Here is a 12,245-nt window from a genome sequence, read left to right as displayed (position 1 = left end):
TTTGACGACGCATCTGTCGCACAATCTTTGTGCGGTGTTGCCTAAACCTTCTTGAATTGTGTTGGAATTTGTATCTTTTGCACAGGATAATGTATTCCTTTGGGGGATGTCCTGTGGTATGATAAAGATGCAAACAAAACAGGGGCCGGAACGAAAACAGGTCCCGATTCAAGGAGGTTTTTCTTATGTTAAAAAACAGCACACAACCCGCCGGCGGCGGAAACGTCATGTATCCCGGGAAAGTTCCGGGGAAAATCAAGTATACCTTTGCATTTGGTGCATTGGGCAAGGATATGATCTATGGCATGATCGCAACGTTCTCCATGATCTATTTCACCGACATCATTAAGGTTGCACCGGCATTTATCGGCATCATGTTCTTTGCCGCAAAAATCTGGGACGCCTTCAACGACCTGTTTATGGGAATGCTGGTGGACAACACCAGAAGCCGTTTCGGAAAGTTTGTCCCGTGGCTGGCAGTCGGAACACTGATTAACGCATTTGTTTTTATCATTTTGTTCACCGACTTCCATCTGAGCGGCATCGGACTTTGCGTATTTGCTGCCGTTGCCTATATCCTCTGGGGCATGACCTATACCATTATGGATATTCCGTATTGGTCTATCGTTCCGAATCTGACTTCAGATCCTCATGAGAGAGAAAAGGTTTCTGTACTGCCCCGTATTTTTGCCAGCATCGGTCAGTCCCTGATCATCGCCGGATTTGGCGTACAGATCATCAAGGGACTGGGCGGCGGTTATACAGGATACCACCGTTTTGCACTGATCATTGCCGCAACCTTTATCTTTACCATTGCAGTTACCGTCATCAATCTGCCGAAAAAGCAGGTGGGCAAAAAGGCAGAAAAGGTTTCTTTCAAGGACATCTTCTCCATCATCAAGAGAAATGACCAGCTTCGCTGGGCAGTGGCTCTGATCCTCCTGTACAACGTGGGAATCCAGTTCATTATGGGTGTTGCAACCTATTATTTCGCTTATGTCTGCAACAACAGCGGTATGCTCTCTGCATTTATGATCAGTGCCTCCATCGCAGAAGTGGTTGGTCTGATTATCTTCCCGAAGGTCACCAAGATGCTCTCCAGAAAGAAAGCATTCCTGCTGGCATGTATTCTTCCGGCAATCGGACTGATGATCCTGCTGCTTACCGGTATTTTTGCACCGCAGAACATTGTGCTCACTGTCATTGCAGGTGTGATCGTCAAGACTGGTACTGGTCTGGAACTGGGCTGTGCGACAGTCTTTCTGGCAGACGTGGTGGACTACGGCGAATATAAGCTGGGCGTTCGGAATGAGGGTGTCGTATTCTCCCTCCAGACACTGATCGTGAAGCTGACCGCTGCATTTACCTCTCTGTCCATCGGTTTTGCACTGGACCTGACCGGATATGTACCGAACCAGATCCAGTCCCTCGCAACCCAGAACTCCATTCGTGTGCTGATGTGTGTCATTCCGGCAGCGGGAATGCTGCTGGCATATGTGGTATACCGCAGGAAGTATAAGCTGAACGATGCGTATATGAAAAAGGTGGTTTCCGCCATTTCCAGTCCCCAGACTGAATTGACATCCGAAAAGACGACAGAGGAGGCAGCATGACCATGAAACTGAAACAATTTCAGGCAGACCTGACCGCAGGAAAATATGATGAAAAGCTTTGCAGGCTCTACGGCAGCTCCGATGCCGTACTTGCTGCACAGCGTGCACGCTATTTGCAGGCGGCAGAGAACTTTTCCCGCCTGTATCCGGAACGGGAGGAGATCGCCGTATTTTCTGCACCCGGCAGAACCGAGATCGGCGGAAACCACACCGATCACCAGCATGGCTGTGTTCTGGCGGCCTCTGTTGATCTGGACGTCATTGCCATTGTGGCATTTCACGATGAGCATGTGATTCGGCTGCAATCTGCCGGATATTCGCAGGATTATGTGGATTTGTGTGACCTTACGGTACAGCCGGAGGAAAAGGGAAAGTCCGCTGCACTGATTCGTGGTGTGGTTTCCAGATTTCAGGAAATGGGCGTTGCTGTAGGTGGCTTTGATGCCTACACCACCTCCAATGTCCTGAGCGGCAGCGGGCTCTCGTCCTCGGCAGCCTTTGAGGTACTCATCGGCACTATCATCGACCAGCACTATCATGCAGGTGCTGCCGGAGCAGTGGAAATTGCCAAAATCGGACAGTATGCGGAAAATCGGTACTTCGGAAAAAAGAGCGGGCTGATGGATCAGATGGTAAGCTCTGTAGGCGGATTCGTGTTCATTGATTTTGAGGACACGGACAACCCGAAAATCGAAAAACTGTCCTGTCAGTTTGAAGATGCCGGCTATGTGCTTTGTATCACAGATACCAAGGGCAGCCATGCAGATTTAACAGATGACTACGTTTCCATTCCGGCGGAGATGAATCTGGTAGCTGCACAATTCGGAAAAAATCATCTGCGGGAAGTGGACGAGAAAGCGTTCCTGCAGGCACTTCCGAAATTGCGGACTGCCTGTTCCGACCGTGCCATTTTGCGTGCTGCCCATTTCTATGGAGATAACCGGCGTGCAGCCGAGGAGGCAAAGGCACTGTCCGGCAATGATTTTCCGCAGTTTCTGAAACTGGTGAAAGAGTCCGGAGATTCCTCTGCGAAATGGCTCCAGAATCTCTACTCTTGCAGCAAACCGGCAGAGCAGGGCATTCCGCTGGGGCTCTGGGCGAGCGAGCAGATCCTCGGAGATGCAGGCGTTTCCAGAGTGCACGGCGGAGGATTTGCCGGAACCATTCAGGCATTTGTGCCGGTGCACATGGCGAAAGATTACTGCGAAAAAATGGATCAGTTATTCGGGGAGGGCAGCTGCCAGATCCTTCAGATCCGGAACATTGGCGGTATGCAGTTTGATTGAGAAAGGGGATATGTATCACATGAAACAAGTACAGATTTCAGAATTTGAATTAACTTCCAGTGGGCAGATGGCACATTTCTACCGCATTGAGAATGCCTCCGGTGCAAGCGTGACACTTTGTGATTACGGTGCTTCGGTGATTTCCCTGCTGGTGCCGGATCGGCAGAAGCAGCTGCGGGACGTGGTGCTGGGCTATGCCCATGTGAAAGGCTATGAAACCGGCGGAGAATATTTTGGCGAAACTGTTGGAAGATACTGCAACCGTATCTGTCACGGACAGTTCACCCTGAACGGTCAGCAGATACAGCTGAACTGCAACGAAGGAAAAAACCATTTGCACGGCGGTTACCGCAGCTTGAGTCGGCGTATCTGGCAGGCGGAATGCAGCGGGAACAGCGTTGCTTTCACCACAGAGAGTCCGGACGGCGAGGAACATTATCCGGGAAATTTGCAGGTGACTGTTACCTATACCTTTGACGATACCAATACTCTGACCATTGCCTATGACGCAGTTTGTGATAAAGATACGATCTGCAACCTGACAAACCACAGCTATTTCAATCTGGACGGACACCAAAGCGGAACACTGGCGCATCATATGCTGAAACTTTTTGCGGATTCCTACATTCCCATTGACCGGACTTCCATTCCGTTAGGGGAAATCGCACCGGTTGCAGGAACGCCCTTTGACTTTCGGGCATACAAGCCGATTCCGGCAGCATTTCAGGAGGATTGCGTGCAGATTCAGAATGCAGCTGGGGTAGATCATAGTTTTGCCGTTCGTTCCGATGCACCGATTCAGGCGGAGGCATACAGCACAGAGAGCGGAATCCGGCTCACCTGCAAAACAACGCAGCCCGCCATTCATGTGTATACTGCCAATTTCGTAGAAATTCCGGCGGATTTGGGAAAAGACGGCTGTGCTTACGGAAAACGCAGTGCCTTTTGTCTGGAAACGCAGAATTTTCCGGACGCCATCAATCATCCCAATTTTCCCTCGCCGATTTTGCGTGCAAATACCCCGTACCGGCAGAAAACACAGTTCCATTTTTCACAGAAAGGAGAAGCATAATATGCGTATTTTAGTCTTAGGAGGAGCCGGATACATCGGTTCGCATACCGCACTGGAGCTGGTAAGAGCCGGCCATGAGGTCATTGTCGCAGACAATCTGGTGACAGGGCATCGCAGCGCTGTTCCCAAGCAGGCGAAATTCTACGAGGGCGACATCCGGGATGCTGCCTTTTTGGATAAGCTGTTCGATGCGGAAAAAATTGATGCCGTGATTCACTTTGCAGCATTTTCGCTGGTGGGAGAGAGTGTTGCCAATCCGCTGAAATACTACAACAATAACCTTTGCGGAACAGAGGTACTCCTTGAGGCAATGGTACGCCATGGTTTGGATAAGATCGTCTTTTCCTCCACTGCTGCTACCTACGGCGAGCCGGAGAATATTCCGATTCTGGAGAGCGACCGGACTTGTCCCACGAACCCTTACGGGGAAACCAAACTTGCCATGGAGAAGATGTTCCACTGGACTGCCAAAGCACATGGTCTGCGGTATGTTTCTCTGCGGTATTTCAACGCTTGCGGTGCAGATGCCAGCGGTACCATCGGAGAGGCACATGATCCGGAAAGTCACCTGATCCCGCTGATTCTGCAAGTCCCCAACGGCAAACGGGATGCCATTTCCATCTATGGTACGGACTACGACACACCGGACGGCACCTGCATTCGGGACTACATCCATGTGACCGATCTGGCACAGGCACACATTCTTGCGGTACAGTATCTGATGCAGGACGGTGAAAGCAATATCTTCAATCTGGGAAACGGAATCGGGTATTCTGTCCGTGAGGTGATTGAAACCGCACGCAGGGTGACCGGACATCCCATTCCGGCGGTGGAAACCCCACGCCGTGCCGGCGATCCTGCCAGACTGGTGGCATCCAGTGAAAAGGCAAAACGTGTGCTGGGCTGGAATCCGGTGCACGATAGTCTGGAGGAGATCATTTCCAGTGCGTGGAAGTGGCATAAGCACCACCCCAATGGATATGAGGAGTGAAACAGATGATTTGCGATGCGATTCAAAAGATGATGGATTACGGTTTGCAAAACGATTTGATCCAACCGGAAGATCGCTATGTGGTACAGAATCAGTACATGGAGATTTTTCAGCTGAACGATTGGCAGACCAGCGGAGAAGCATCTTCAGAAACAGAGATTGATGCGATTTTGCAGCCGCTGATCGACTATGCCTGTGCACAGCATCTCATTCCGGATACCGGTGCCTCACGGGATTTGTTTGATACCAGGCTTATGGGCGTACTGACACCTATGCCCAGAGAGGTGATGGCATCTTTTCGGAAGCACTACGCTGTATCGCCGGAAGCAGCGACGGACTGGTACTATGCGCTTAGCCAGAACCTGAATTATGTGCGCCGGGGCAGAATTGCAAAGGATTTGAAGTGGACATATGCTTCCGAATACGGCACACTGGACATTACGATCAATCGTTCCAAGCCGGAGAAAGATCCCAGGGACATTGCCGCAGCAAAATCTGCCAAGGCATCTGCATATCCCAAGTGTCAGCTGTGTCCGGAAAATGCAGGGTTTGCCGGAAATTTGAAACAGCCGGCACGGCAGAATCTGCGTCCGGTTTCGCTGCAAATTCAGGGAGAACCGTGGCAGCTGCAATACTCGCCCTATGGGTATTACCACGAGCACTGCATTGTGTTCAACGAAAAGCATACAGCAATGAAGATCGATGCGGCAGTGTTTGAGAAGCTGTTTGATGTGCTGGATATTTTGCCCCACTATTTCATTGGCTCGAATGCAGATCTGCCCATTGTGGGCGGTTCGATTCTCAGCCATGAGCATTTTCAGGGCGGCAACTATACCTTTGCCATGGCAAAAGCACCGATTGAAAAATACTATGTGCTTCCGCAGTTTCCGGATGTGCAGGTGGGCATTGTAAAATGGCCCATGTCAGTGATACGGCTGCAGGCATCGAACCGGAGCACGCTCGCTGCGGCTTGCAGCAAGATTCTGGAAAAGTGGCGTACCTACAGCGATGCAAGTGTGCAGATATTGGCATCCACTGATGGTGTGCCGCACAATACCATCACACCGATCGCCAGAATGCATGGCAGTACCTATGAGTGTGATCTGGTTCTGCGAAACAATCGCACTACGGAAGAACGTCCGCTGGGACTATTTCATCCCAATCCGTCATTGCACCACATCAAAAAGGAAAACATCGGCCTGATCGAGGTCATGGGGCTTGCAGTGCTGCCTTCACGTCTTGCAGCGGAACTGGATGCCGTGAGAGCGGCGATGCTTTCCGGTGCAGATTTGACGGCGAATCCGCTGACCGCATCACATGCTGACTGGGCTGTTTCCATTTTGAAACAGCATCCGGAATTTTCAGCGGAAAATGCATGGGATATCTTGCACGCAGAAGTGGGAAAGGTGTTTGAGCAGGTTTTGCTAGATGCCGGTGTATTCCGGAGAAGTGAGACAGGCAAAGCAGCCTTCGTGCGATTTATGGAATCGTTGTTGGAAGAATAAACGAAAACGCATCAAAATGGAAGAAGGTTGTGAAAGCCACATCGCTTTTCTCACTGCATACAAATGAAAACCAGCCTGAGATTCTATGATTGGAATCTCAGGCTGGTTGTTTTAGAACCAGTCTTCACAAGCGTATACACGTGCCTTTTCGGCAAATTTTGCTGCATCCTGCGTGAAAAATACTTGCCGGGCGACAGCCCGCCTGCGTATTTTTGCCTTGTCTGCAACAAAATTGTGCTCGAAAACCCACATATATTTCTTGTGAAGACAGGTTCTTATATAGAAAACGGCGTTCTGCGGATCAGGGGATTGTCTTTATTTTGTGGTTTCTCTGCGAATCAGAACCGGGGTAAGCACCTTGTGAATCGGTGCGGAAAGCGGCTTGGGTCTGCGCTTTTTCCGTTCGCTGATTTGCTGCGAAAGCAGTTCTACTGCCTCGTGTGCGATTTTGTCCATTTGTTGTCCGACTGTGGTGATGGGAAAGGCCGCCTCTCTGGAAACAGGAGAGTTGTCGAAACCAACGATTTTATATCGTTCCGGCAGCGTGCCGTATTTTCGGATGATAAGATTGAGCAGAATGTTGGCGTGGGTGTCATTGGGCATAAAGATTCCCGCTTTTTTTTCGGGATAAATTTCTTCGATCTCCTGTAAAAGCTTTGCGATCTCTGCATTGTTTTCTTCAAAGCTGGCACCGAAATTCCGAATCATGATGCGATGTTCCAACCCGTTTGTTTCGCAAAAATCCTGAAATCCCTGAATTCTTCCATGAGCTGGAATGGTACTTGGAAAATCTGCATTTGCATGGATCAGAATGTCGCAGCCGCTTTTGGCGAGAACGGTTGCAGCCTGCACGCCGCCCATGTAGTTGTCTGTATTGACACTGCACACATATTCATCTTCCCGCTCAATGGTAACGATGGGAACGTGATATTCTGCCAGTTCTTTGGAAGAGAGCGTGTGACTTAAAATAATCAGTCCCTCTGTCTTATAAGCGAGAAGCTCCTGAATATATCGCCGTTCTACATCAGCATCTTCGTTCCCTGCAAATACGATGAATTTATAGCCGTATTCCTCATAAGTCGAGATGATGTGATCCAGCATATCCGAATAATAGTGCATGTATAAGTTGGGAATGATTACGCCGATCATTTCTGTTTTGCCGTTTGCCATGACTCTTGCCAGCTTATTTTCCTTATAGTCCAGCACGGCTAAGGCATTTGCGATCTTCTCCTGATTTTCCACAGTGATGGAGTCCGGATTGTTAAAATATCGGGAGATCGTTGTTTTGGAAAAACCGGTATATGCTGCAATATCTGCAAAGGTTACATTTTTTTTCGCCATTTTTTATGCCTCCTGTTTCTCTCTTCATTATAGCACACAACGGTTTTTGAATCAATAAAAGAATTGGTAAAGTAACCAGTTTCGTAGAACTGCACAAAACGTTTTCAGGATTTTTAGAAATTGCTACAAAAATCAGAAAAAATCTTGACAAGTAACCGGTTCCATGGTATACTGTAATCAGTAAAGTAACCGGTTACTTAAAAAGAACGGAGGGAAACAGCGATGAAAAAGCTACCATTATTTCTGACGGCTCTTTCAATTCTGGCGAGTGCAGTTCCGCTTACAGGGTGCAGCAAAACCGTAAAGCCCGGTGATGTAAAGGGATATGATGAGGGAGAGCAGTACATCAGCATGTGGGTGCATACCATTGAGGATACACCGGAAGGCGAAGCTTATAAAGCGTCGGTGGAACGCTTCAATGAAAAGTATGACGGAACCTATTTTGCAGACATTGAATTTATTCCTCGAAATGACAGCGGCGGCGGTTATTCGGATAAGATCAATGCTTCGGTTATGTCGGGAGATCTTCCCGATGTCATCACCGTGGACGGCCCGAATATTTCTGCTTATGCAGCAAACGGCATTATTCAGCCGCTTGCCGAATTGAGCGAGGAAGAAAAATCGGCTTATCTGGATTCCATTCTGGAGCAGGGAACGGTCGATGACAAGCTGTATGCACTCGGTGCCATGGAATCCAGCGTCGGTCTCTATTATAATAAGGCGATTCTGGAGGAAGCAGGAATTGGAGTGCCCGATAAGGATCACCCTTGGACATTCTCGGAATTTCTGGATATTTTGGAGCAGCTGAAACCGATCATGGACAGCAAAAACGGGTATCCATTGGATATGACCTTTCCGGTCGGCGAATCCAGCATTTATTACTATGCTCCGTTTATCTGGTCCAATGGCGGCGATCTCATTAGTGAGGACGGTCTTACCGCAGACGGATATTTCAACTCGGACAAAAATGCGGAGGTGTTCCAGTACTTCAGAGGACTGGTGGAAAACAAGGATATGTCCGCAACGCCCATTGAAAACCTGTTTGAAAGCGGGCGTGCAGCGTTCAAATTTGACGGTGCATGGGAAGTCAATACGATCTATCAGAGCTACAGCGACATCGACCTTGGTGTTGCACCGTATATTGTCAGTGACAACTGGGACGGCGGCAGATATACACCGACGGGTTCCTGGGCATATGCTGCTACCACAAAAACGGAACACATTGAAGCCGCTACAGAGCTGGTAAAATGGATGAGCGGTGTGGACAGCGGTGTTCTTCTCTATGAGAAAACCAAGAGCATGCCCTCCACTTATGCGGCTTATGACCAGATCACAACTTTTGAGGAAGACGAAAATTATAAGGCACTTTACGAACAGCTGAGAGATTACGGTCATCCCAGACCGAAAACACCTGTTTATCCGCAGGTCAGCACATCGTTCCAGCAGGTTCTGGAGGACGTTGGATTGAGCGGCAAAAACGTCACAAACGAAATGGATAAATCTGTAGAAAGGATCAACGCAAAGCTCAAGCGTTACACAAGATAACATGAAAAAGAAATCGAATTCCATTCTCGGAATGGCTTTTTTCGGACCGGCACTGGTTCTGATGACGGTGTTCCTGTTCATTCCGATGATACTCACATTGATTTACAGCTTTACAGATTATTTTGCATTAAATCCAAAGCTGACACATTTTGTAGGACTGGAAAATTTCAGTACCATTTTTAAGGATGACCTGTTTACCACAGCTTTTGGAAATACCGTTAAGTTTGTACTGATCATTGTTCCGCTGCAAACGCTGGGAGCATTGGGACTGGCACTGCTTATCAATAAAGTCACAGTTTGTAAGAAATACTTCAAGGTCGCATTTTTTATTCCGGTGGTCATGTCCCTGGCAGTTGTTTCAAATCTCTGGATGCAGATCTATAGTCCGGAGGGCATTCTGAACACGATTCTCTCTCACTTTGGCATTGATGCACAGCCGTTTATCTATGGTGCCAATCAGGCACTTCCTTCCATTGCACTGATGAGTGTCTGGCAGGGTGTCGGCTACCAGATGATTATTTTCCTCGGCGGATTGCAGGCAATCAATCCGGCACTCTATGAGGCGGCGGAAATGGATCACGCCAGCGGCTGGAGCAAATTCAAGAATATCACACTACCGGAACTAAAACCGCTCTGTGTGTTTGTCTTTATCACAGTGACCATCGGTGCATTCCGTATGATCGTACAGCCGATGGTAATGACCGGCGGCGGTCCGTCTCATTCGACTTATACCATTGTCTATGATATTTACGAAACCGGTACGGTAAACTGGGAAATTGGACTTGCTTCGGCAATGGCGATCGTCTTTACTGTATTCGTTGTCATACTCACCATGATTCAAACGTTTTTGACAAAGGACAAGGAGGAGAAACATGAAAACAAAAAAGCAAAAAATCGCTAATGGAATCCTTGTTGCAGTCATGCTAGTGCTGTCCTTATTCTTCCTGTTTCCGGTCATTTGGATGATTGCAAATTCGTTTAAGCCAGATGCTGCGATTACTGCTGATATGAATTCCGTCAGTGCATTTATTCCGCCTGCACCGGGAAAGGGATTTTTCGATAACTATAAGGAAATTTTGTTCAACACCAGATTCCTTCGATTTATGGCAAATACACTGTTCTATGCAGCTATCATGATCGTGGCTGGCGTGATCGTCAACGGCCTGGCAGGCTATGCCTTGGCGAAGATCAAGTTCCCGTTTCGTGACAGATGGCTGGCGATCATCATGATGCTGATGATCATTCCGACAGAAACCATTATCACCATCAACTTTATGTTCGTTTCCAAAATGGGACTGCTGAATACCGTTTTTGGTTATGTGCTTCCGATGATCGTCAATCCGTTTAATATTTTCCTGTTCCGGCAGGTTTTTGTCAGCCTGCCCGATGATGTCTGGGAGGCTGCACAGCTGGATCACTGCAATCCTGTGAAGTATTTCTTTACAATGGTGCTGCCGATGTCCAAAACAGTTGTTGCAACTGTCAGTGTTTTCACATTCCTGAATGTATGGAATGATTACCTCTGGCCGTCACTGGTGTTCACGTCCAGCGATCTTCTGACCGCTCAGATCGGTTTGAACTCCATCACATCCAACGACAATACAACCATGGGACAGACGCTTGCTGTCATCACCCTGATTACCATTCCGGTTATTATCATCTATGCCCTTTTCTCCAAGCAGATTGTAGAGGGCGTCGTTTCCACAGGTTCCAAGGAGGGCTAACTTATGAGCTTTATTGAAATGAAGAACATCTGTAAGAAATATGCAGGTGCAGATAAAAATTCCGTAACCGATTTCAGCCTCTCCATTGAGGAGGGAGAATTCATTGCCTTTGTCGGGCCGTCCGGCTGCGGAAAATCGACCACACTTCGTATGATTGCCGGATTTGAGGAAATCACCAGCGGTGACTTTTACATTGACGGAAAGCGTATGAATGCAGTTTTGCCGAGAGATCGTGGCATCTCTATGGTATTTCAGAACTACGCCCTCTATCCGCACATGACAGTGGAAAAGAACATTTCCTATGGCTTGAAGAATATGAAGGTGCCGGCAGCGGAAATCAAGAAGAAGGTGGACTGGGCAATCGATATTCTGGGACTGTCGGAATACCGTTATCGGAAACCGAAGAATCTTTCCGGCGGTCAGCGGCAGAGGGTAGCATTGGGACGTGCAATTGTCAAGGATCAGAAGCTGTTTCTCATGGACGAACCGCTTTCCAATCTGGATGCTAAGCTGAGAGTCAGCATGAGAAGCGAGATCAGCAAGCTGCACCGGCAGCTGGGCAGTACCACCATTTATGTGACGCACGATCAGGTGGAGGCAATGACCATGGCAGACCGCATTGTCATTATGAAAGACGGTGTGATCCAGCAGGTGGGCAAGCCGATGGACTTGTATGAGCATCCGGCAAACAAGTTTGTGGCGGGATTTATCGGTTCGCCGCAGATGAATTTCTATGAGGTAAAGGTTGCAGGGAATGCCATGACTTTCTCCGATGGCAGTAAGATGCAGCTGCCGAAATCTGTTGTGACAAAACTGAACGGCAGACAGGGAACGCTGGTTCTTGGCATTCGTGGTGAGGACATCAAGCTGGATCCGCAGAATCTGGATCTTTACAAGGAGAATATCATGTCTGCAACGGTGGACAGCGTAGAAGTTATGGGAAATGAGAACAACCTGTACTTTAACTTCGGCGGCACTGCCTCGGTGGCGAGAGTATCCAAATATGAGATCAGCAAGCCCGGAGATACCATTGATTTTGCCTTTGTTCCGTCCAGAATGCACTTTTTTGATACGCAAACCGAAGAGAGCCTTTTCTAATTAGGAGGATACTATGCAGAAAATTCATTTCAAAGCCCCGAATTGCTGGATCAATGATCCGAACGGATTT

10 protein-coding genes are annotated in these 12,245 nt (G+C 48.4%); 9 read left to right on the top strand and 1 reads right to left on the bottom strand.

What is annotated here, in order from left to right:
- The first annotated feature begins 185 nt into the window (after positions 1 to 185).
- The 5 genes from melB to QZL66_RS02690 are packed head-to-tail and all read left to right on the top strand — an operon-like array spanning position 186 to position 6,467.
- Positions 186 to 1,613 (top strand): melibiose:sodium transporter MelB, encoded by a 1,428-nt coding sequence (gene melB / locus QZL66_RS02710; protein ID WP_022410231.1) that lies wholly within the window; start codon positions 186 to 188, stop codon positions 1,611 to 1,613.
- Between the two features lie 2 nt (positions 1,614 to 1,615).
- Entirely contained in the window at positions 1,616 to 2,899 is a 1,284-nt protein-coding gene (locus tag QZL66_RS02705) for a galactokinase (protein ID WP_022410230.1), read from the top strand.
- A gap of 19 nt (positions 2,900 to 2,918) precedes the next feature.
- A complete protein-coding gene (locus QZL66_RS02700) occupies positions 2,919 to 3,971 on the top strand; it encodes an aldose epimerase family protein (RefSeq protein WP_293601794.1) in 1,053 nt (350 codons plus the stop codon).
- Position 3,972: 1 nt separating this feature from the next.
- Entirely contained in the window at positions 3,973 to 4,962 is a 990-nt protein-coding gene (gene galE, locus QZL66_RS02695; protein WP_022410228.1) for a UDP-glucose 4-epimerase GalE, read from the top strand.
- 5 nt (positions 4,963 to 4,967) lie between these two features.
- Positions 4,968 to 6,467 carry a UDP-glucose--hexose-1-phosphate uridylyltransferase gene (locus QZL66_RS02690; RefSeq protein WP_022410227.1) on the top strand — a complete coding sequence of 500 codons (1,500 nt, stop codon included), beginning with the start codon at positions 4,968 to 4,970 and terminating at the stop codon, positions 6,465 to 6,467.
- Between the two features lie 315 nt (positions 6,468 to 6,782).
- Here the strand turns inward: QZL66_RS02690 and QZL66_RS02685 are convergent, their stop codons facing one another.
- Complete coding sequence (locus tag QZL66_RS02685; RefSeq protein ID WP_022410226.1) at positions 6,783 to 7,808, bottom strand: LacI family DNA-binding transcriptional regulator; 1,026 nt, start codon at positions 7,806 to 7,808, stop codon at positions 6,783 to 6,785.
- Positions 7,809 to 8,030: 222 nt separating this feature from the next.
- Between QZL66_RS02685 and QZL66_RS02680 the strand changes: the two genes are divergently transcribed.
- The 4 genes from QZL66_RS02680 to QZL66_RS02665 all read left to right on the top strand — a co-directional run bounded on the left by QZL66_RS02680 (position 8,031) and on the right by QZL66_RS02665 (position 12,175).
- Positions 8,031 to 9,353 (top strand): ABC transporter substrate-binding protein, encoded by a 1,323-nt coding sequence (locus tag QZL66_RS02680; RefSeq protein WP_022410225.1) that lies wholly within the window; start codon positions 8,031 to 8,033, stop codon positions 9,351 to 9,353.
- Between the two features lies 1 nt (position 9,354).
- On the top strand, positions 9,355 to 10,254 hold the full coding sequence (locus tag QZL66_RS02675; RefSeq protein WP_021681698.1) for a carbohydrate ABC transporter permease: 900 nt from the start codon (positions 9,355 to 9,357) through the stop codon (positions 10,252 to 10,254).
- 202 nt (positions 10,255 to 10,456) lie between these two features.
- Positions 10,457 to 11,077: a carbohydrate ABC transporter permease gene (locus QZL66_RS02670; RefSeq protein ID WP_293601793.1), complete on the top strand. Its 621-nt coding sequence runs from the start codon at positions 10,457 to 10,459 to the stop codon at positions 11,075 to 11,077.
- 3 nt (positions 11,078 to 11,080) lie between these two features.
- Positions 11,081 to 12,175, top strand: coding sequence for an ABC transporter ATP-binding protein (locus tag QZL66_RS02665; RefSeq protein WP_022410223.1), 1,095 nt, complete (start codon positions 11,081 to 11,083; stop codon positions 12,173 to 12,175).
- Positions 12,176 to 12,245: the final 70 nt, after the last annotated feature.

Source organism: Ruminococcus sp. CAG:330 (assembly GCF_000437175.1).
Lineage (GTDB): Bacteria > Bacillota > Clostridia > Oscillospirales > Ruminococcaceae > Ruminococcus_C.
This window is presented reverse-complemented; position numbering and strand designations above follow the sequence as displayed.